Origin of the sequence: Paenibacillus senegalensis JC66, from assembly GCF_000285515.1 — a bacterium.
GTDB lineage: Bacteria > Bacillota > Bacilli > Paenibacillales > NBRC-103111 > Paenibacillus_L > Paenibacillus_L senegalensis.
The window spans coordinates 315061-337368 of the sequence record NZ_HE610957.1 but is presented as its reverse complement, the minus strand read 5'-3'; the positions used below and the strand labels follow the sequence as shown (position 1 = coordinate 337368).

At 50.1% G+C, this 22308-nt stretch carries 18 protein-coding genes; 14 read left to right on the top strand and 4 right to left on the bottom strand.

What is annotated here, in order from left to right; all coding sequences use genetic code 11:
* The first annotated feature begins 35 nt into the window (after nt 1-35).
* From PSHG_RS01840 to PSHG_RS01810, 7 genes are all read left to right on the top strand, one after another.
* Nucleotides 36-4223, top strand: coding sequence for a hypothetical protein (locus PSHG_RS01840; protein WP_148497607.1), 4188 nt, complete (start codon nt 36-38; stop codon nt 4221-4223).
* Nucleotides 4224-4499: 276 nt separating this feature from the next.
* Nucleotides 4500-5306: a Cof-type HAD-IIB family hydrolase gene (locus tag PSHG_RS01835; protein ID WP_010268600.1), complete on the top strand. Its 807-nt coding sequence runs from the start codon at nt 4500-4502 to the stop codon at nt 5304-5306.
* On the top strand, nt 5307-5783 hold the full coding sequence (locus tag PSHG_RS01830) for a hypothetical protein (protein ID WP_026021133.1): 477 nt from the start codon (nt 5307-5309) through the stop codon (nt 5781-5783). It abuts the gene before it with no gap.
* A gap of 207 nt (nt 5784-5990) precedes the next feature.
* Nucleotides 5991-6431 carry a DUF1641 domain-containing protein gene (locus PSHG_RS01825; protein ID WP_010268594.1) on the top strand — a complete coding sequence of 147 codons (441 nt, stop codon included), beginning with the start codon at nt 5991-5993 and terminating at the stop codon, nt 6429-6431.
* A gap of 23 nt (nt 6432-6454) precedes the next feature.
* Nucleotides 6455-7633: an NAD(P)/FAD-dependent oxidoreductase gene (locus PSHG_RS01820; RefSeq protein WP_010268591.1), complete on the top strand. Its 1179-nt coding sequence runs from the start codon at nt 6455-6457 to the stop codon at nt 7631-7633.
* A 273-nt stretch (nt 7634-7906) separates the two neighbouring features.
* A complete protein-coding gene (locus PSHG_RS01815) occupies nt 7907-8209 on the top strand; it encodes a phasin family protein (RefSeq protein WP_010268588.1) in 303 nt (100 codons plus the stop codon).
* 58 nt (nt 8210-8267) lie between these two features.
* Nucleotides 8268-9947 carry an ABC1 kinase family protein gene (locus PSHG_RS01810; RefSeq protein WP_010268582.1) on the top strand — a complete coding sequence of 560 codons (1680 nt, stop codon included), beginning with the start codon at nt 8268-8270 and terminating at the stop codon, nt 9945-9947.
* Between the two features lie 138 nt (nt 9948-10085).
* Here the strand turns inward: PSHG_RS01810 and PSHG_RS31820 are convergent, their stop codons facing one another.
* The 4 genes from PSHG_RS31820 to PSHG_RS01790 form a co-directional block, all read right to left on the bottom strand.
* Nucleotides 10086-10232 (bottom strand): four-helix bundle copper-binding protein, encoded by a 147-nt coding sequence (locus tag PSHG_RS31820; protein ID WP_316244837.1) that lies wholly within the window; start codon nt 10230-10232, stop codon nt 10086-10088.
* A 488-nt stretch (nt 10233-10720) separates the two neighbouring features.
* Entirely contained in the window at nt 10721-11779 is a 1059-nt protein-coding gene (locus tag PSHG_RS01800) for an ABC transporter permease (protein WP_010268574.1), read from the bottom strand.
* A complete protein-coding gene (locus tag PSHG_RS01795) occupies nt 11733-12776 on the bottom strand; it encodes an ABC transporter ATP-binding protein (RefSeq protein ID WP_010268569.1) in 1044 nt (347 codons plus the stop codon). Before PSHG_RS01795 ends, PSHG_RS01800 begins: the two co-directional genes overlap by 47 nt.
* 2 nt (nt 12777-12778) lie before the next feature.
* Nucleotides 12779-13942 carry a COG1470 family protein gene (locus tag PSHG_RS01790; protein ID WP_010268565.1) on the bottom strand — a complete coding sequence of 388 codons (1164 nt, stop codon included), beginning with the start codon at nt 13940-13942 and terminating at the stop codon, nt 12779-12781.
* Between the two features lie 244 nt (nt 13943-14186).
* Here PSHG_RS01790 and PSHG_RS01785 point away from each other — a divergent pair, with 244 nt between their 5' ends.
* The 7 genes from PSHG_RS01785 to PSHG_RS26355 all read left to right on the top strand — a co-directional run.
* On the top strand, nt 14187-14795 hold the full coding sequence (locus tag PSHG_RS01785) for an RNA polymerase sigma factor (RefSeq protein ID WP_010268562.1): 609 nt from the start codon (nt 14187-14189) through the stop codon (nt 14793-14795).
* Nucleotides 14788-15885: an anti-sigma factor gene (locus PSHG_RS01780; protein ID WP_010268559.1), complete on the top strand. Its 1098-nt coding sequence runs from the start codon at nt 14788-14790 to the stop codon at nt 15883-15885. Before PSHG_RS01785 ends, PSHG_RS01780 begins: the two co-directional genes overlap by 8 nt.
* A gap of 374 nt (nt 15886-16259) precedes the next feature.
* Nucleotides 16260-18005, top strand: coding sequence for an ABC transporter ATP-binding protein (locus tag PSHG_RS01775; RefSeq protein ID WP_010268551.1), 1746 nt, complete (start codon nt 16260-16262; stop codon nt 18003-18005).
* Nucleotides 18002-19813, top strand: coding sequence for an ABC transporter ATP-binding protein (locus tag PSHG_RS01770; protein ID WP_010268548.1), 1812 nt, complete (start codon nt 18002-18004; stop codon nt 19811-19813). Before PSHG_RS01775 ends, PSHG_RS01770 begins: the two co-directional genes overlap by 4 nt.
* 347 nt (nt 19814-20160) lie before the next feature.
* Nucleotides 20161-20508, top strand: coding sequence for a PadR family transcriptional regulator (locus PSHG_RS01765; RefSeq protein WP_081505026.1), 348 nt, complete (start codon nt 20161-20163; stop codon nt 20506-20508).
* Nucleotides 20505-21074 (top strand): hypothetical protein, encoded by a 570-nt coding sequence (locus tag PSHG_RS01760; RefSeq protein WP_010268540.1) that lies wholly within the window; start codon nt 20505-20507, stop codon nt 21072-21074. The genes PSHG_RS01765 and PSHG_RS01760 overlap by 4 nt, the downstream gene beginning before the upstream one ends.
* 11 nt (nt 21075-21085) lie before the next feature.
* Nucleotides 21086-22308: serine hydrolase domain-containing protein (locus tag PSHG_RS26355; protein ID WP_162137276.1), on the top strand; the 1223-nt coding region annotated here is incomplete at its 3' end.

Genomic DNA, 22308 nt, shown 5'->3' with positions numbered 1-22308 from the left:
AAGATATTGAAGCAAGCGAAATGGAGGGGAACTACGTGAATAAGATGAAGCGAATTCTGGTTTGCGTCTTAATTTCCACCCTGCTCTTCGGACAATGGCAAGGAATCGGTGCGCTGCAGGCGTCAGATGAAGTGCAGACGTCAGATGAAGTGCAGGCGGCAGTTGAAGCGGCCGAGAACAGCATTCGTGCAGAACTGGCGGCGGCCGATGATCTGTATGTGCTTAACGCTGAGGAAAGCGAAAGCGATGAAGAGCTGCCCGAACCCGAAAATTTACTGTCCGACCGTATCGACATCGGATTTGAGTCCGGTATCAGTCCGTTTGTTTTGGATAAAAGCGATACGGGCGGCAGTCAGCAGCTGATTCAAATTGGCGGCAACACAGCACTGGAGTTTCGCGATGCGTCGAATGGGGCCAACCAGGGCAGCTTGTTCTACGCAAGACTTAACGACGGCAAGCTGGTGAACCGCATCAAGCAAATTTATAACCGTCCTGTGGGCAGCACGCCGGTTGCCTTTGAATTTTCATTCAAACTGACGCGCACAAGCGCCAGCGACAAGCCGGTGGGCCGGGATATTAAAGCGGCGATCCAATTCGGCAATTTTGACAACAACTTGATCCCCCGCTTTCCGACAGCCGAGCCTTCGCTGTTCTCAACCGCCGCATACCAGAATGAAGACCCTGATTGGCTTATACCGGTTACATCCGACGATATTGCAACGTTTCGCTTTGAGGTGGTGCCGAATGGTGGACAGCGTAATATTACATCGGTTGATCTGCGCTTTTCTGTCAGAACGGACACGGGCGGCACGGATGAAGCTTATGCTATTGACGACCTGATGGTTTACGAGGTACCGAGTGATTCGTTCGACAACATGCTGCTTGTCGATGAACTGGCATTCACGGAGCCCGGTAATTTGTTCGTGTTAGGAGAAGAGATGCCCGCGCTGCAAACCAGCATCACAAATAGCTATCCTTCGGAAGTAACGGGAAATATCAACATATCGGTCTGGGCAAGGGAGACGGAGCTGGTGCAGCAATTGGAAGTTCCGATTGAGCTAGCTCTGCGTCAGGCGAAAACGTTGGTGATACCGCTGGACAATCTCGATCAAGCCGATTATTATCATGCGCAGGTACAGGTGATCGAGCCGAACGGGGACATTTCGACTGAACGGAAGCTCGCCTTCGGCATCGTCCATCCGGCTGTGCAGGGTGTGCGCTCCGATTCGCCTTTCGGTATGGATCTGCGGCCGGGGAACGAGCAGCTGCTCCAAAGCATTGCGCAGAAGATGGGGGTGAAATGGAGAAGGGGGATCGATGCAGTTGATCCGCCGATCGTCAACCCTAGGCCGGGCGTATTCTGGGGAGAAGAGGAAATCGAAGCGGCCAGACAGGAAGTGCTGGATTGGGAAGAATATGGTGTCCGCTCGCTTGGTTATATCAACTACAACATGCCCTGGAATGTCATGCCGATTCCCGGTGTCCCGAATCCGTCCAGGCACCAGAATCGCCCGCTTGATCTGGTAGCGCATGCAGAGATGGTGTACCAGTCGATTGCCCCGCTGCATGACCTGGTGGAATATTGGGAGGTATGGAACGAGCCATGGATTAGAGGATGGACGTGGAAAACGGGAGATGCACAGGATTACCGCGATATGACGCGGCTGATCTGGGAGCGGGTGAAGCCCGAGTTTCCTGATGTCATGCTGATCGGCGGCGGTTCAACGATGTATAACCGCGATATACTGTACGCTCAAGGCTCTGACGATATCGGATACGTAGACGGCTCGGTCAATCATGCCTACGGTCTGCCCGATCCCGAGAAGTATGCGATGATTCGGCTGCAGAAAATATTGGATGAACAGGGATCGAGGTCCGGCGGCAAGGCAGGCATGTGGCAGACGGAGCTCGGTACAGCGGAACGCTTCCATATGGCTCACCTGCCCGAGGCGGAGAGGAAATATGGCGTGGCTCGCACAATTGCTCCCATATACCTGTTGAATATGCTGGCTGCGGGAGATATGCCAGTGCGTATATTCTGGTTCTCTTTATCCCCGGACGCATCTTATTCTGGCGATGATTTCAATCTATACGACAGCTCTTCCGGAGAGCCGAAGCCGGGAGTCATCGCCTATTCGGCAATGACCCACTTCCTGGAGGACAGCAAATTGCTGGAGGAGCTGTACCCGTCAGCGAAGTCAAGCTGGGGATTCCTGTTCGAACGGCAAAATGGCGGTGCCGTTGCCGCACTGTACGCCGATGAGCCATACAGCGGAACTTTGCGTCTTGCGGATGCCGAAGGCATCGAAATCTACGATTATTTGGGACGCCGCCTCTCGGCCGGCAGCGAACCGGAGGTCAGCCTGGCGCTGCGGCCCTGGGAAACCGTCTATATCGTGGCCGATCATATGTCGCCAGCCGAATTGAAACAGAAGCTGCTTGCCGCGGAGTTCGATTATACGAACCCGCTGATGATTCATCCTTTGTCTCTCCTGCAGCCGGTGGATGCGGCGGATAATAAGCTGGAAATCGATGTGGAAAATGTGACGCCAGAAAGGGTAAGTGGAGTGCTTACGGTTGAAGCACCGCCAGGGTGGATCCTTGAATCAGATACCGCCGTCATTGCCGATCTCGCCCCGGGCGAGAAGAGAAGAATTTCACTGCCCGCACTGGAAACGGAAGAAAATGAATTCAACAGGTATCCGGTAAAGTACTCGTTCGACCGGCATGATGCTGGCGGACAGGTAATAACGACGCAGGCAGGGCAGCAAACGATTCAGGTAGCGCATGCCCCGAGGAAAACGATCCGCCAGGATCATACGGATGCCGACTGGCAAGACGTGCTTCCTGTAACGATGCTCAGCAATGGAGTTGCCAACTATTTGGATCTGATCCTTGATCCAAGCCTGATCGAAGATATTATTGCCAACCCGGATGAGCATGATGCAGTCATCTACAACGTGAAGACGGCATGGGATGATGATTACTTCTATTTCCGCGCGCTCGTGCCCGATCAGTCGCAAATGTCCAATCCGCCTTTTGCCGAAGATCCTTATGCTTTTGCCTTCAATGCAGATAGTGTACAACTGGCCTTCGATGTGGTGACGGACAATCCGGACGATTTGCTGCGGGGAGATCCGCACTATGACAAGGCGGCTGCCGCACATATGGATTACTTGTTCGTCGGAACGATGAATCTGAACGGCGAGCCTGAATTGCATCGGCAGGCGGCACCAGGGACGAACAAGCAGACCTATTATCCGACGAATGCGCCACTGCCGGTTCCGCTCGGCCCGATGGATGTGTCGCTTGACGGAGGATCGGAAGGGTGGATGAAGGTCGCACGCGATGAGTCGAACAAACAGACGGTTTACGACATTGCGGTGGCCTGGCAGGCAGTTCCAGAATTATCCGCAAGTCTTGCCGCGCTGCAAGAGGGAGAAACGCTGGAGAGTCATTTTTCCTTCGCTATTCATGACGCCGGTACTGACGCGCTTGGCACCTCGTTCTGGACTCGCGAGGTCGGTCAGGTCGTATCCGGCAGCTACGCCTATGCTCCTTTCTGGGGAACCGGTGCGAAAGAACGCGGCGGAGCTCTAGTTCCGCGCTGGGGCTTCGGCAGGGAGCCTGGCATGGAAGCAGAAAGCGGAAAACCTGGCAAGCCTGTTCTGTCCCATACGCAAGGTCATGTGAATGGGCTGCGGGATGGCAACTATGAGATTAATATGAACATGTGGTGGGGAAATAACGGAAGCTCCATTGCATTTTACGAAAATGATGTGCTTGTCCATGAGCAGGTATTGATTGACCATTCTCCACATGCCCAATCTGTGTCCATGGCCGTGTACGATCGTCCGAACGGCGAATACCGGTATTATGTTGAATTAAAGAATGAATACGGTATAACGCGCAGTGACGATTTACTCGTCACCGTTACTCAGGCTGCACCAGGAAAACCGGTTCTCTCCCGCGATTATGGGAACGAAGACGGCAATTATCGCTTGCGCATGAATATGTGGTGGGGGACCAACGGCGATATCTATCGGCTTTACGAAAACGGCCGGCTGCTTGATGAGCAGGTGTTAAAGAAGGCTACTCCGTATGCGCAGACAGCTGTTACCGACTTGATTGGCAAATCCTCGGGCACCTACACGTATAAGGCTGAACTGGAGAATTCGGCGGGTATTACGGAGAGTGATCTCATGACTGTTGTTTTTCGCTAACGCTGGATATTTTAATCCGGCATTTGGATCTTATCCGGCAGGTCCAAACAGAGCAGTTACATTACAGGGGCGGCAATTTACGTCGCTCCTGTTTCTATTATAATGAGGCGAGCCTTTATAAAGGAGGAGGCTATTTTAAACGTAAAATTGGGGGTTGCTTGCGGCTCGGCTGCAAGTGGAAATCTAGTCTTGGCAGTTCTGGGAATTTTTTGCTGAATGTGCTATAATCAACGCTATATTTATCGAGCAGCAGCTCATTAGCGGAGGGGAAGAAGCATGGGAGCAAAGCTATGTAAAGGGATTATTATGGATTTGAATGGAACATTGCTGAATTCTGATAAACAAGTAAGCATCCGCAATGAGGAGGCGCTTTTGCGCTGTTATGCTGCCGGTTTTCAACTTATCATCGCAACGGCTAGACCACCGCGTTCTGTGAAAAGGTTTGTTTCCGAGTCGATCCTGGGAAAGTGTGCGGTCGTTTACTATAACGGTGCTTATGTTATCGATCATGCCCGCGGAATCGAAGCCCATTATCCGATTGCCTTGGATGATTCGACTGCTATTATTCAATACTGCTTGGAACAAGCGCCAAATTGCGTTCTCAGCGTGGAGGTAGAAGACCGGTGGTATGCCACTAGAGTAGTTGAGGATGAGGCTATGTACAACCTGGAAGTCCGTCCTACGCTTTACAATACAGAGCAGATGCTGGAGCTCATACCAAGCAAGATTTTAATTAGCGAGATGGAGATCACCTTGTATGATAAACTCAAGCATACATTCGGCGCTGCAGTGAACGTGCTTTTAACCGATCAGGGCAGTCTGGTGCAAATTATGAGCGCCCAGGTCTCCAAAAGCAATGCTGCTGAGCAGCTGTGTAAAGAGTACGGATTTAGCCTGGAAGAGACTATTGCGTTCGGCGATGACCGGAATGATTTAGATCTTTTTGAGCGATGCGGCTATCCCGTGGCGATGGGGAATGCGATTGAGGAGCTAAAAGTTATAGCCTCCGAGATTACGGGTACTAACGATGAGGATGGGGTCGCCATGGTGCTGGAAAGGCTTGTCCCTGTTGAAATCGCTTAGATGAAACATTATAAGCTTACTTATCAGAGGCACATTGTTAAATCGAGTGCCGCGCTTTCCTTAATCGGGTCTATTGCAGTGTGGAGATTTGTACTGCTTCCAATGATATCCGTTCTCGGATTTGGCTGGGTGGTTCACAGCATAGCTACAGCATTGGCACTATTTACTTTGATATATGGAATATATCGCATATTCACCAGAAAATGGACATTAAAGCTTGTTATCCATGAGGACAAGGCCGAACCCGAACTGGAGGTGAATGGAATTCGGCTGCAGCCTGAAGACATTGCCGGTATTTATATAGATGGATATTTTAAGTCTACTGTTGGAATAAGGCTCCATAAGCAGAAGCTGGTTTCCCCGCGTCTTTGTTTTCGCTTCGCGGGTCATGAAGACGAGGCTATTCATTCATTAAAGTTCTGGACGCACCAGCATGGCATTTCTTGGGAAGCGAAACCGTTTAAAAGATGGGTATAAAACAGCTGAAAATAACGGCACAATAAGCATGAACGAATTTTGTCAAAAAATCGAAAATAATTTGTCACAATTTTGACACTTTCTTCGGCGTCCATAAAGGAGTATATTTAAAGAAAAGGCAACCTGTTATACTGATCAGCTTATTTTTTGAACTGATTTGTGAAAAATGGTACAAAGGGGCCTGTACAGCGGAGGAGGACATTTTCCATGTCACAAAACACCATGCAAGATGCTGCTCAAGGTGTAGAAACCACAGCAACCTATACTGAAAAAGACGTACTGGATCAACTGACGAAGCCTGAAGTTCAGCAAGCTTTAACAGTGCTTGTGGAGAACCTGCCCAAATTGGCGGAAATGACAACCATTCTAACTAAAACTTATGACATTGTACAAACCGTGGCTAAAGACGAAGTGCTCATTAACGATTTGAAGGGCGGAATGGAAGAATTCGTGAAGCCGGTTCAAGAGAAAGCCAAGGGATTAGCTCAAGCTGCGATTGAAGCCAACGAGAGATCTCGCGAAGAATCGGCAACCGTTGGTTTATTCGGCATGCTGAAGATGCTTAAAGATCCTCAAGTACAGCAAGTGCTGAGATTTTCCCAAGCTTTCCTGGAAGTGTTGGCAGAACGTAAAAATTCAGGCAAATAGAGTCTATACGGAGGTTGACTGACATGAGTAAACAAATATTAATTTTGGGTGGGGGCTATGGCGGATTGCTTAGCGCGCTTACTTTGCGTGAGCATGTATCCAAGGAAGAGGCCAGAATCACCCTCGTAAACAAAACAGCATCACACCAAATTATTACCGAGCTTCACCGTCTCGCTGCAGGCAATATTGCAGAGAAAGCTATTGCCCTTCCATTGGAAAAGCTGCTTCGCGGCAAGGATGTGGAGCTTCGTATCGATACCGTGCAGGGCATTGATCCTGAAGCTAAGAAAGTCAGCTTTGGCGGCGGAGTTTCCATGAGCTACGATATTTTGGTCGTTGCACTGGGCAGTGAAACAGCATTCTTCGGAATTCCCGGATTGCAAGAGAACAGCCTGATTCTTAAATCCGTCGAGGATGCGAATCATATTCGCGCCCATATTGAATCACGCCTGAAAGAATACGCCAAAAGCAAAAATAAAGCTGATGCTACGTTTGTTGTTGGCGGCGGCGGTTTAACTGGTATTGAACTGGTCGGAGAATTAGTGGACACGCTTCCTGAAACCTGTCGTAAATTAGGGGTCAGCTTCCAGGATGTTTCGGTCTACTGCGTAGAAGCCGGCCCTTCCATTCTCGCCGGTTTTGCTCCTGAACTTGTGGATCGTGCCCGCACTAGCCTGGAAAAACGCGGTGCCACATTCCTGACAGGACTGCCTGTCACGGAAGCGAAGCCAGGAGTCGTATCTTTGAAAGACGGCAGCTCCATTGAAACCAGCACCTTGATCTGGTCAGGCGGAGTACAGGGTAACAGCGTAGTAGCTGAATGCGGAATTGAAGTTAACCGCGGTCGTGCAACTGTAACCCCTACTCTCCAATCCACCTCGCATCCTGAAGTATTCCTGGCTGGTGACAGTGCAGTCGTGATGAGTCCGGAAGGGCGTCCTTATCCGCCTACTGCGCAGTTAGCCTGGCAGATGGGGGAAACGGTCGGTGCTAACATTTACGCATATTTACGGGATATGCCGATGGAAGAATTCCAGCCGGTATTCTCCGGAGCCTTGGCCAGCCTTGGACGCAAAGATGCGATAGGTACGATCGGAGCGAGCCAGCTGAAGCTTAAAGGCATGCCGGCATCGTTGATGAAAGAAGCCAGTAATGTACGTTATCTTTCACATATTAAAGGCCTGTTTACATTGGCGTATTAAACCGTTTTTTCTTTATTGAAACAGGCACTACCTAGTTTTTTTCTCGCTCTTCCCATTATACGCATTTATAAAAGACTGTTCTCGGCTATCCAAGCCAGGGAGCAGTTTTTTTACGATTTTACACAACTGCAAAATGGACTTTCTTGAATAATCTGTGGATGGTTGTTGCATATTTCAGAAAATTTGACTTTGCTTCACCATTTCCTTTATAGTGAATCTTACCATATGTGGAAAACCACATTATAAAACTATGATCAAAGGAGCGTGCATGGAATGAAAGAGATGATCGAAAAGGCTATTTCTCTGGGGCTGGGACTTGCGGTAACCGGTAAAGAGCAAATGGATAAGCTGGTTGACGAATTGGTCGAGAAGGGAGAAATGAGCCGAGCGGAATCGTCTGCCTTTGTCGATAGAATGGTTAAAAAAGGTGAGGAAGCAAGACAGAACATAGATGATCTCGTTCATGACCGTATTCAGAAAGCACTGTCCGATAAAGATTTGGCTACCAAAGAAGATATCCAGCGCCTGGAGAAAAGAATTGAAGAGCTGCTGAAACGGCAGCCGGGACAGCTGTAATAATCTGTTCGTGTGAAACAAGAAAAAGAGTTAAAGGAGCCTGGCAAGGAGGTGCAAGATGGGGATCGGTAAAAAAATACGGCACCTTCAGCGTTATCGGGAGATTGCGGCGGCTTTCGTCCGGTATGGATTTGGCTATCTTGTCAAATCCTTGGGCCTGCCGCAGGTGCTTTCCAATCCTTTGCTGCGTTCCGATGTGAAGCATAATCTGCATGAGATGACGATTGGGGAAAGGCTCCGATTGTTTCTTGAGGACTTGGGGCCAACGTTTGTCAAGATGGGGCAAATTGCCAGCACACGTCCTGATCTTGTGCCTAAAGATATTATCGACGAATTGGAAAAATTACAGGATCATGTCTCCGCTTTTCCTTTTTCTGAGGCAAAGGGCATTATTGAGCGTGAGCTGCATAAGCCGCTTGATGAGCTTTTTGCCAATTTTCACGAAGAGGCTTTTGCTGCGGCATCCATCGGCCAGGTGCATTATGCGGAATTGAAAACCGGGGAGAAGGTCGTAGTCAAAGTTCAGCGGCCCGAAATTCAGGCAGAAATTAACACAGATCTGGAAATTCTCGTTGATCTGGCAAGAATGGCGGAGAGCCGCTTGGAATGGGCCCGGAACTATCGGGTACGGGACATGATTCTGGAGTTCGCCAAGGCATTGAAAAAAGAGCTCGATTATATGGAAGAGGCAAAAAACATAGGCAAATTCGGCCAGCAATACGAGAAAATTCCCGATGTCCATATCCCGCTTGTCTATAATGACTATTCCTCCCGCCGGGTTCTGACGATGCAGTATCTCGAAGGGATCAAGCTGTCCGAGAAAGATAAGCTGAAGGCCAAAGGCTACAATTGCAGACAGGTTGCCGAGCGATACGCGGAAACGATTCTTCACCAGGTGTTGATCGAGGGCTTCTTTCATGGAGATCCGCATCCGGGCAATGTGCTGGTAATGGGGAACGGCGAGCTGGCGCTGCTCGACTTTGGCATGGTAGGCCGGCTAACGCAGCAAACCAAATCTCGTTTCGCCTCCTTGCTTGTTTCCTTGCGGAACCAGAATACCGACGGGGTCATTCGCGCCATTTCCCAGCTAGGGCTGGTGCCGGAGGATACCGATATGGATGTGCTGCGGGATGATGTGGAGCTGCTGCGGGATAAATACTATAAGGTGCCTTTTAGCGAAATTAGTATGGGGGAAGCCGTCAACGATTTATTCGGTCTTGCATTCCGCCATGATATTCGAATTCCTTCCGACCTGACACTGTTAGGTAAAACCTTGCTGACCATGGAGGGAGTGGTCGGTTCACTTGATCCTTCGATCAGCATCTTTGATATGGCAGAACCATTTGGGCGGCGCCTGTTCAAAGAACGCTTGAATCCGAAAGATATGGTGAAGCATATAATGGCAAGCTTGCCAGACTATCTGGAGGTGGCCGGGGAATTACCCGGGAAGCTGACTGAAGTGATGTCCCTCGTCAAAAAAGGAAAGCTGCAGCTGCAAATTTCGATTCCGGAGCTTGAATTGTTCCTGATCAAGCTGGATCGAATCAGCAATCGCCTTTCCTTCAGCATTGTCCTGCTTTCCTTCAGCATTATCATGGTTGGTCTGATTATTGGAACTTCGGTAGGAGCTCAAGGTATTTTCCGCTGGACGATCCCGGTAATCGAGATTGGCTTTGTGGTTGCCGCTCTTTTTTTTATATGGCTAATCTATTCGATTATACGATCGGGGCGTTTTTAACTAATCAGAATATTACCAGAAAAATTCAAATAATAAACAGCAAGCGCCGGTTTTCAGCCCGCTTGCTGTTTTGCTTAAGGGGATGAGTTTGAGATAGCCTGAGGCCGGAAATGCGCAGCTGCCGGTTAGGTTATGCAGCTATGCAGCCATTTGAGCACAAGCTTTGGCGCATTGAAAGCAAATCTCCGCGCAGCGCTTGCAGTGGGCGTGGTGCTGGTGCCTTGCGCATTCTTTTCCGCATTGGCCGCATATTTCTGCACAAAGAGAGCAAATATGCTTGGCCATCGTACTGTTCCTGGACAAGGCAGCAGCCGTAAACGAGCAAATTTCCGCACAGTCCCGAGTAAGTAAAATGCACTGCGTTAGCTCTGCGACGCTTTCCTCCTGCAGACATGCTTCGTAGCAATGATTGCACTCTCTGACACAACGAAGGCATTCTTCAATACACTCTTGATACTCGGTCATTTGAGTTGAAATCATGAGATCGTCTCCTTTCTTCGGGTATGGTCATGAAATAACAGGAACCGCTATTATCCGGTTGTCCGGTTATGCGGTTACCTTTGTATTAACCTTTTTATACGAAAGATAACCAGTTTTATTCGGTGATGCATGGATGCGTTGTTAGCCGTAAGCAATAAAAGGCAAGCTGCCCCGCGAGATTCGGTACAGCTTGCCTTTTTGTAAGCAAATATAGGGATGGCTGTTCTGGCCCAAAAGCTTTCGCAATCCGGTTAAAGCTTCGCGTCCAGGGAAAGCTGGCCGGTCCCTCTAAATTAGGACCGCGAACGGATCTCCTGACGCATAAACAATACATACGATACAGCGAAGCAGACAGCAGTCGCTGCAATCAGGCCAATCACCTGGGGCCAGACCAGAAGGAGGCTTTGCCCCAGGGGGAGAGGACTCGGTATAGTTCCGATGATCTGCTCCATCGTCAGCGGGCCGAGTGCGCGTACATTAGGGGTCAGCATCGTGGATGTTGCCTCGGAGAACAGCTCGGCGGGAGAGAGCCGGTTCAGCATCAGCATCGTATTCTGATAGCTAATCCATTCCCCGGCAGCCTGGCTGGACGGAGCAATCGCACGCCCGATCAAATTAAGAATCATGGAATAAAACAGAGTGAAAAACAGCCATATTGAAATGGCAGACAAAGCCGATGTGGCTGCTTGACGAAAACGGATCGACAGCAGAATCGACAGATTTAGCCAGAAGCCAATATAGACAGTTGAAATGATCAAGAATATGATCACCCGGCCAAATTCTTCGGGGGTCGGTGGATAACCGATAACCAGCAATCCAAGCCCCATTACCAGAAATCCGAGAGCGAATACGACAATAGCGATCAGCAGCAAAGAAGCGATGAATTTAGCCAGAATAAAGTCGTCTCTGTAGACAGGCTGGGACATGAGCCGGCTTAATGTGCCTTTGCTGCGTTCGGAATTGACCGAATCAAATCCGAGAGCGATTCCCATAAGCGGGCCGAGAAAAGCAACAAATGTGGCGAAATTGGGAAGAACGCCATCAGATAAAGTAAACATTTGCAGAAACAAAAAGGAGTTGTCGCTTTCCTCAGATTGAATCCCCGCCTGCAGCGCCGTGACAGCGGCATATAATGAACCTATACAGGCGAGAAAGATCAAGCCAAGCAATATACCGAAACGCCAGCTGCGAATATGATCCCCAAGCTCTTTTTGCACAATGACCCATAGCGGGGAGGGTAACTGTGTATTTCCCGGGTCTGCCGTTTGCTCGCGGGAGCGGTTTCTCTGCAGTTGATTCACCCATTTAGCGAAGAGAGACTTGATGTTCCATCGGGTTAGCTGCTGCCGCAAGATGATCCCCTCCTTCAAAGTAACGGTGATAAATATCGTCCAGGCCGTACACTTTCCGGCTGATGGCGAGCAGTGGCGCTCCGCTTTGCACAATGAGCCGCGCCAAATCGGGTGTGAGATCGCAGCCGCATATGACTTGGGCCCGTGTCGTCTTCATCCCTCCCGAGATTGCAAGACGGTCCTGCTCCTCCAGCAGGTTTAGGCTCTGTACGCCTTCAAGCGAAGTCAGCATTTCAGTAAGTGCAGGAGGCCATTCTGCAACCTCAAATTCTACGGTTACAGTCCCTTGATCGTCCAATGTCCGGGATAATGTTTCTATATCGCCGCAGGCAATCAGAGTGCCGCTTACAAACAGTCCTACCCTGTCGCACACTTGCTGCACCTGGTGCAAATGGTGGGAGGACAGCAGCACTGTCAAGCCCTCCTCGCGGCTTAATGACGAGATTAATGCGAGCAATTCTCGCACACCCTCTGGGTCGATGCCCAGTGTCGGCTCATCCAGAATGATGATTTCGGGCTGTTTAATGAGCACATCTGCTAGTCCAAGGCGCTGTCTCATTCCGCGTGAAAAGGTGCCGACGAGCTTGGTGGCGGCATCCTGCAGCCCGACTTTATCAAGCAGCGCCAGCGCCCGTTCCTTGGCATCGGCGGAGGCGATCCGGTTCAGTCTGGCGGTGTAGACCAAATTATCCAGAGCGGTGCGATCTTCATAAAAGCCTACATCATCCGGCAGGTAGCCGACGCGTCTTTTTACCTGCAGCGGGGCTCTGACCGGATCCAGGCCGCACACTCTGGCGGTGCCCTTGCTTGGCTCGGTTAAGCCGAGCATCATGAGGATCGTCGTCGTTTTGCCGGCGCCGTTAGGGCCAAGCAGGCCGAAAATTTCACCCTTGGATATCGATAGATTCAAGCGGTTTACAGCACAGTGGTTTCCATACAGCTTAGTCAATTCCTTCAGTTCAATGACCGGCTCATAGTTGGGTTGAACGGTTTGCAAGGTTATCTCCTCCCGTATTTGCGGAATAAGCCGTAAATGCCTGCTGCAACGCCAAGGAGGATGAGCACGCCAATCCAGCCCCACAATACGGAAGATTTGACCGCAACGCGAATAGCCGCTTCCGATGATTTCTGGGCAGTTTGTGCCGTGAGTCCAACTACGTAATCGCCCGCGAGCGCTTTATTATCGGCTTTAATAACAGCCTGCACGTTTGCGGTTGCTCCCGGAGCCAGCGTGGGGATCGCAGCAGGCTCAAAAGTGACCTCCCAGTTCATGGGGGTCTGTGCTTTCAGACTAATCTCGTCTAATTCCGCAGTCCCGTTGTTGGTGACAACGAGATCCAGTCTGCGTTCCGAGCCGGCGGTTACTTCCGCGTTCAGCCGTTCGCTAGCTGTGCTGAGCTTCAAGTCGTAAGTGCCGGTAATAACGACCTCCAGCATGGTCTCGGCGGATGTCGCGTTGTTGGCCGCTTGCACGGGAATTTGATACGTTCCGGCTTCAATCGTTTGCGGCGGAGTTATATCCACACTAACCGTCTGACTGGCATTCGGTTCGACTGTAACGGAAGTTACATTATTGCCTCCGGAGCTAAAACGTACGGTCCACCCGGCAGGTGCAGCGGAGGTCAGAGAATAAGTTTGTTCTTCGGCCGTACGATTGCGCAGAGTTGTGCTGAACTTAAAGCTGGAGTCAGCATGCCCTTCCATATTAGCTTGCTCGGCTTCAAACTCTGTCGAGTAGCTGCCCTGCTCGGACACATTAATGAGCAGGGGCAGCGATGCGGCATCTCCCGCGCGCAGCACAAACTGGTATTCACCTTTATCCACTTCCAGCGGTACTTGTAAAGTGAGATTGACGGTTTGCTGCTCTCCGGGTTTTACGGAGATTTGCCTAATGTTGCGTCCGCCGGCAGTCAGGTCTGTTTCCCACGTATGCCCATTCGTATCCAAGGCAAGCGGAACTCTTTGTGTTTCACTGCCGCGGTTAATAATCTCTACGGAATAAGATAGGGATTCTCCGGGAGGAACAGATAAGTCGGTATAAGGTGTGTACAGCTCCAGCGAAGCGGCCGCTGATGTCTGGGGTGCGGCTATGAGCAGAGCACCCAATAGAAACCATAGGGCAACTCCTTGCCGTACCCAATTGCGAAACATGTTTTGCTGCATAGCAAAAAACCCCTTCCAATTTAAAATGTAAGTTTCAATGGCTCACAGAGCCGTTTGTAAAAGTACGTGCGACAGTGGAAGATGGATGTATGCGAATCAAAATTTTTTTGCTGCTGCAAACTGGGGTTTTGTACTAAAAGTTGGTTTTCGGCTTTTCTATTTCTTCATTTTTTGATAAATAAAAAGTATAGGAACATTTGACTCTTTCTTGTGGTTTAGATAAATGAGGAAAGGAGCTTTAAGGGTGGAGCATCAGCCGCAGGATATGGTATCGGTACTGAAGGAAATGCTGGATGGTTCTCCGGAAGCCTTCGAGTGCTTTTATGACCGTTACGCGCCGCTAGTGATGCAAATCGCTTTGCGGATACTCGGAGAGCGGATGGAAGCGGAGGATTGCTGTCACGATATATTTCTGGAAGTGCTGCGCAGGGGGGATCGCTATGAGCCATCCAGGGGCTCGCTGGAGGCTTGGCTGGCAGTGATGACCCGCAGCCGCTGCATGGACCGGCTGCGGAAGAAGCGAAAATTGGCAATGAACCGTGAGGTCGCTTCATTTACTCCTGCTCACGAGCATCCGCTGCCTACGCTTGCATCCAATCAGCAGAGTCCGGAAGAGCTTGTCGTGACTAAGCTGCAAATGGATGCCGTTGCAGACTCGCTCGTTGAACTGCCTGTTACGCAGAGAAAGGCGGTAGTCAGAGCCTATTTGAAGCAGGAGTCTCATCGGCAATTGGCCAGCAGCTGGAATGTGCCGCTAGGTACGGCAAAATCCTGGGTGCGTTACGGAGTTAACAACCTCCGCAAGCAGCTGGCGAAGCGAGGCTGGTATTTGGAGGGACGGGACGATGACTGATTTTCGCCAAAAGCGGGCGAGCCGCGTTGATCAGCAGAAGCAAACTGCTGTACGATATAAGGATAAGAGAGATGTTATAGATTCAGCAGCGGGCCCTTTCGATAACCGGTATGGATATACGGAAGACGATAAGGGAACAGCGGAACAGGAACAACAAACAGCTTCGTCTCCTTCACACAAGAGGGCTGCTGACTACCCGCAGGAATCGCAGAGAGATTACTGCCAGCTGTATGATGAGACCGATTGGGCGGACTTCGTGCTGGAGCAGGTGGACGCCGAACGGGCTGAGCGAATGATTGGCCATTCCCGCCAGTGCCGCTTCTGCAGATCCCAAATGTGGGAATGGAACAGGCTGCTGCTCCCGCTGCCCGAAAGCGGCGGGGGAACACAAAGGGAAGCACCAGAGGTTAATTCGGCTGAAAACCGCCCATCTTATCGAACTGATGAAACAGCAGAAGTTAGAAATGCTGAAGCCAGTATGCTTAAGAATCAACAGGGGCCGTATCCGAGCGAAGCGGTTAAGGCAAGCCTGCTTAAGCAGGTCAGGAGCCGGGCAGCATGCACTTCTTCAACAAACAAGCTCATTAAGAAGGGATCGGCACGTGTTCGCAAGATTGGCGTCTGCTCTGCAATCTTTATAGCGGCTTCGGTAGCCTTTCTGATTATAAGCGGGCTGTTCCGCTCTGAATCGGATCAACCTCCTATAGTTAGCGAGCCGCTGCTCACGTTCATTGAAGATCGCGAGCCGGAAGCTGTTCAAGTCGTGCTGGCCCCTGACAGCAGGCTCAGCTCCTTGATACCGGCAACAGACCAAGGATGGGGAATGATCTGGCTGACGGTTAATACCGATGAAGCCGTAATGCTGCTTGAAGGGCTGACGTTCAACGACCAGGCAGATTACCAGGTTTGGGCCGTTTCCGGCAATCATCATGAAAGCCTTGGTTTTCTTAAACAAAGCGGAACCTTCGCACATTTGCATATTCGTAATGCAGCGTTGAAGTCTGCTGCGAACATCAGCTACAGTGAAGAGCCGAAGGGCGGCAGCCCGAAGCCGACAAGCCGCAAAACCGTACTCTATGTACTGCCTTGAGCCGCTTTGCGCTTAATCTCAAGAATAGAGCGAGCACGCAGTGGCCGCAACAATCGAATATGTACTGGACAGCCCCATTATGCTGCGGGCTGTCTATCATCCTGAGCAACTCTCCCACGACAAGGTTTTCCTAAGCGGCCTTTTTGTGGGAGAGTTTAATTTCAAGCATTTTTTATCTGCCGCTTGCTTAGTATTTTCGGTAGAGTATATGAATATCTTTTTCTTTTCTGGGCATTTTGCATAACTCAATTTTTATTCCGCAAGCAATAACAAGATGACAGGCAAGGGTAATCCGTTGTGAGCTTAAGCTTGCTTGATTAATAAACAACCGGACAGATCCGGTAAGGATCCAGTGGTGGAACAAGGAGGGGACAATGAAGAAACAAGACAAACGATCCATGACATGGCTTTTGCAATATTTGCGGCCCGTGAAAGACAAGCTGATTTTACTGCTGGTGATGCTGCTCGTCTCAACTGGCTTGCAGCTTTTAAATCCCCAGCTCATCCGCATGTTCATCGATACGGCAGCTGAGGGGGGACTGGTTTCCAGCCTAATTCAGCTTGCTGTTGTCTTCCTTGTAGTCGCCTTTGTTAATCAGCTGTTAACGGTAGGAGTTAGTTACTTGGGCAACGATGTGTCCTGGATAGCAACTAACAAGCTGCGTGAAGATTTACTGGATCATTGCCTGCGTCTTGACATGAATTTTCACCATAGAAAAACACCGGGGGAGATGATTGAACGGGTAGACGGTGACGTGACAAGCATCTCCAATTTTTTTGCGATGTTCATTGTCCAAGTTATCGGCAGCTTTGTCCTGCTCGCAGGGATTCTCGGCTTCATGCTCACCGTAAGCGTGCCGATAACTGCAGTGATGGCCCTCTTGACTGCGCTCGCTATTCTTTTTATGGTCATTATCCGCAATGTAGGAGTAAAGGCTTCGCGTGAGGAACGGCAAGCGAGCGCTGCATATTTTGGCATGATCGAAGAGAGGCTGGCCGGAATTGAAGATGTTCAAGCCAATGGCCACGTTCCTTATGTTATGCGGCGGTTCTTTCAGCTGATGCGCTCCATGTTTCTAAAAAGCCGAAAAGCTTGGATGCTGCGGGTAGTGCCGTGGAATACGACGGTGATTTTATTCGCTGTTGCCGTAACGGTTGTCATGCTGCTCGGCGTTCAATCGTATCTGGCTGGGGAAATGACGATCGGTACGCTGTTTCTAATTTTCCAATACACTCAGCTGCTCAATCAGCCCATTGAAATTTTGGGCAATCAGGTTCAGGAGTTTCAAAAGGCAAAGTCCGGTATGCTGCGTTCCAGAGAGCTATTAGCGGAGCGCAGCGGGCTGATCCAAGGGCAGCTGGAGGAGCTGCCTTCCGAGGCTTTGGAGGTGGAGTTTGAGGGCGTCCATTTCAGCTACAAACGGGAAAAGCCTGTGCTGCAAGATGTGACCTTCCGTCTCGAAAAAGGGGAGAGGCTCGGTATCATTGGCCGCACAGGCAGCGGGAAGTCCAGCTTAAGCAGAGTTTTGCTGCGCTTATACAATCTGGATCAAGGGGTAATCCGGGTTGGCGGCATCGATATTTCGAAGCTCAAGCTGGACGCTTTTTACCGCAGGGTAGGGATGGTTACACAGGATGTTCAGCTGTTCGATGGGACTCTGCGTGAAAATTTGACTTTGTTCAATACCTCTATATCTGATGATTACATTTTGGAAACGACCGAACGGCTGGGGCTGCGGCGTTGGATTGATTCGCTTCCGCAAGGATTGGATACCCGGCTAGCCTCCGGCGGATCTTCGCTCTCTGCGGGAGAGGCGCAACTCTTTGCTTTAACGCGGGTGTTTCTCACCAAGCCAAGTCTGGTTATCCTTGACGAGCCTTCCTCCCGTTTGGATGCGGCAACCGAAGCGATACTGCAGGAGGCGGTCGACCAGATGCTTAGTAGATCCACAGGAATTATTATCGCTCACCGTCTCGCCACTTTGGAGCAGGCAGATAAAATTATGGTGCTGGGAGATGGTCGCATTTTGGAATTTGGCCCCAAAGAAGAACTGGCCAATCGGCCTGATTCTCATTATGCCAGACTGTTGAGAACAGGCATAGAGGAGGAATTGGCGTGACGATCACTTCATTTATTGGCCGGTTATTCCGCTTCAGGCTATGGCTGTACATCTCAAATGCCCTATTGTGGGGATTATTTCATTCCATGCCCTTGCTAGTGGGCCTTGGGATGCAGAGCTTTTTTGACCGGGTCGCTACAGGCTCTCATGACTATTTATATCTTGCTCTTCCTCTGCTGCTAATTGCAGCGGTAAATATAAGCCGGGTCGGAGTGTTTTTCGCTGCCTTTCATCGCTGGATCACTTATTTGCACCATGTTCAGGCCATTCTTAGAACCAATATGCTGGCAGGCATCATGAGATGGCCGGGAAGCCATTTGCCTGCCTCCCCGGGGGAAGCAATGAGCCGGTTCAGGGACGATACGAATGAAGTTGTCGAGTATGTCGAGTCCTGGGTTGATTTCTGGGGAAAATTTATTTTCGCAATCGTTTCGATCGTGATCATGGCCGGAATCAACTGGAAAATCATGCTGGCAGCAGTGCTTCCGCTTGTGGTCGTTACCTCGCTCAATCATTTGTCCGGCAACCGCGCTCGCCGTTACAGCCGGTTAAACCGTGAAGCGACCGCCAAAATTACAAGCTTTATCGCTGAGACCTTCGGTGCGGTCCAAGCGTTAAAGCTTGGCCAGGCAGAAGCACATGTGCACGCCAAATTCCAGGAGCTCAATGGGGAAAGGCGCAAAGCGGCCCTGAATGACAATTTGTTCAAGCAGTGGATGAGGTCGGTTAACCAGCATATTATCAGTCTGTCCACTGGACTCATTCTGTTGATGTGCGCTGCGGAAATGTATGCCGGACGATTTACTGTCGGTGACTTTGCCTTATTTACGATGTATCTGGGCAATATCAGCTCCAGTATATCGTTAATTGGATATATGGTGTTTCAGCATAAACGCCTGAAGGTTTCTTTCGATCGAATTCGCATGCTGTTCCGTCCGGGCGAGGAAGATCGGGTTATTGATCACCGGGAAATTTATTTGCACAAAGATCCCGCGGAATCCAGTCCAGTGTCCCGTCCTGCGGGTGATCGGCTGCGGGAGCTTGAGGTTACCGGACTCGGTTATCAGCATCCGGGAACCGATAAAGGGATTCGTGACATTTCTTTCTTGCTAAAGCGCGGACAGTTTCTGGTTATCACCGGGAGGGTAGGATCCGGCAAAACAACGCTGATGCGCGCGCTGCTCGGGCTGCTGCCCAAGCAGCAGGGGAGCATTCGCTGGAATGGTCAAGAAGTCGATCCGGCCAGCTTTTTAATGCCGCCCCGTACCGCATATACGCCGCAAGTGCCCCGGTTGTTCAGTGACACCCTGCAGGAAAATATCGTACAGGGGAAACAAGAGCCGGTTGATGCCGCATTGGAGCGGAGCATTCGGCTCGCCGTCATGAACCAGGATATCGGGCAGTTGGCGCACGGTCTTGACACATATGTAGGACCGCGGGGCGTGATGCTCTCCGGCGGTCAAATTCAGAGAGCAGCTACTGCCAGGATGCTGATTACTGAAGCCGATCTGCTTTTGTTCGATGATCTGTCCAGTGCGTTGGATGTGGAGACCGAGCGGCAGGTATGGGAAAGCTTGTTCAAGGAAAAAGATATGACCTGTATCGCTGTATCTCACCGCAGAGCAGCCCTGCTCAAAGCCGACCATATTATCGTGCTTAAGGATGGGCGGATTGAGAGTGAGGGCTCCCTGCAGGAGCTGCTTCAAACAAGTGAAGAAATGCGTTTGCTATGGCAGGATGAAGGTGCCGGTAAGCCGTCATCAGATTGTGTCGAATCCAGCGGGAGAGTAAAGGCGGAGATTGGCTAACTGTAGCGAAAGTACCCATTTTCTGCGCTTTCCCAGGAAATGTACCCTTTCTCCGCCCGATATTTTCAGGTCAAGCTTTGTTATCGAGCGGGGCTAGGATTTAGATCTATGGAAAAAGTAGAGGACGATGTGCCGGGTTCTTGCCCGGAGAGAAGCGGGACAACCGCATGCAGCTTCACATGGAGCGAAGGAAGGTTTAATAGGTACAGCCGCCTATCTAAAAGCAGGCGGCTGTACTTACTTAATGATGTTTATCCCAAAAGGGTAAAAATATTAAATTAATAAAAGTATATTTTTTTGTGATTATATACTTGAAAGAAATATATAGTTTAGTTTAGAATATACTCATGGAAAAGACATCGATAATTAAAGGAAGTCTTGAGATGTGTGTCTTAAGTATTTTGAAATCAGGCAAGAGCTATGGATACGAAATTATGAAAGAGCTGGAGAAATTTAATCTGGAGCTGAAGGGAGAAGGCAGTATTTATCCGATTTTAACGAAGCTCAAAGAGAAGAAACTGGTTCAAGTTACCCGCGAATTGACGGAACAGGGGAGAGCCCGGGTTTATTACGAGCTGAATCAAAGCGGCCTGCAGTATCTGGAACAAAGCACGGAGGAATGGATCTCTATCCAGCAGGATATCCAAGCTTTGCTGCAGACCCACAACGCTTGGCCTAAGGAGGAGAGAAAATGACAGGCACCTTAAATCATCATGAACAATCCTATTATGATCGAGTCATGTCTCTGCTAAACCAATACGGCGCTTCCGCAAGATTGAGAGAACAGGCCGGCAGTCAGCTGCTGGAGCATATGGAAGAAGCCAAGATCAATGGGGAAAGCTTTCAGGATGCCCTGGGAACTCCTGAAGAATTTGCTTTTGAGTATTTGGAGCAGGATGATCGGGCAGGTTTTCATTCTAGTCCGTATTCATCCAAGGGAGCTGGGGATTTGGCGGCTCCTGCAGCACCTGCACTTATTAATCATGCGTTTATTCTGTTCCTATGTGCAGGCTTATTATTCGTTTACTATACAGTGCTTCAAGCAATTTCGGCAATGTACATGACGACTTCCCTCGTGATTGACAATCCTGAGTTTACGTTCAATTTATGGTACAGGATTTCGGATCAGCCTTGGTTTAATCTGATGCTGGTAGGTACGAACGCATTAATTGCCGCAGGGTTAACTGCTGTAACGTTCTGGTTAATCCGAATACTGCGAAATAGAAGCAGGCGGGGAGGGAATGGGCGTCCTTCAAGATGAGGAATATTAACGTGATAAACTATCTGCTTGCAACGGTAACCGGTCTTGCTTTACTATGTATCGCTCTATTTGGACATTCAACTCCTTATCATGCTTATGCAGCTGCTCTAGCCGAGCCTGCAGGGGAGCAGTCGGCACGTGGAGCAAAGGAAAAAGAGGAGCTGGCGGCATCAGCGGCTACCTATATGGAGCAGGTTTTTGAGGAGTTGAAGGTCCCGGGTGCCGCTTTCGCTTTGGTTCACGATGGGGAGATAGTTTATAGCGATGCCTGGGGGATTACGGGAGGTGAAAAGCGGGCGGTCGGCACGGATACACCGTTTTTACTGGGGTCGATCAGTAAATCGATAACCGCTTATGGAATCATGAGACTGGTCCAGGAAGGGCTTATCGAATTGGACACACCCGTACAGGCCTATGTGCCCTGGTTTACTGCAGCTGAAGGACAGCCAAGCGAACGGATTACGGTCAGGCAGCTGCTTTCTCATACGAGCGGCTTCAGTTCCTCGTCCGGGTTCGCGCTTTCCGATCTGGGAGATCAGCATCCCGATGCGATCCAAAGAACGGCTCAACAACTAAGCTCTATTGTATTAACAGCTGAGCCTGGGGAACGGTATCAATACAGCAATGCAAATTTTATTACAGCAGCAGTGCTGATAGAAGAAGTAACCGGATTGAAATATGCCGACTATATGGACCAGTATGTGTTTACCCCGCTGGGCATGCATAATGCCGGTGCCGACAATAAACAGGCTGAAGAGCACGGCTGGCAGCCCGGCTACCGATCCTGGTTCGGTTTCTCCATTTCGAGTGAAATTCCTTATGATAATGCTGGTGCGCCTTATGGTTATATTTCTGCGAGTGTCATCGATATGGCGCGCTTTATTGCTGCCATGCAGAATCCCGGTGAGGCACTTACTGCTGAATTCATCGACGAAATGGTGCAGCCGGTAGTTCAGACCAGTGCACGTAACCACTATGCTTTGGGCTGGCGAATAACCCCTGCTGACTTGGAGCAGGGAGGTACTCGCATTTGGCATGCCGGTTCAACACCTGATCACTTGGCCCACCTTTTTCTTCTGCCCGAAAGCGGTTGGGGAGCTGTGATTCTAACGAACCGCAACAATCGCGTAGAGGAAGTGTCGATGCTCTATGTCGTTAATGGGCTCCGTGAAATACTGACTGGTGGCGAGCCTTCGCCGTTTCAAGCACCGAGAGCTGCGGAAAGATGGGTTAT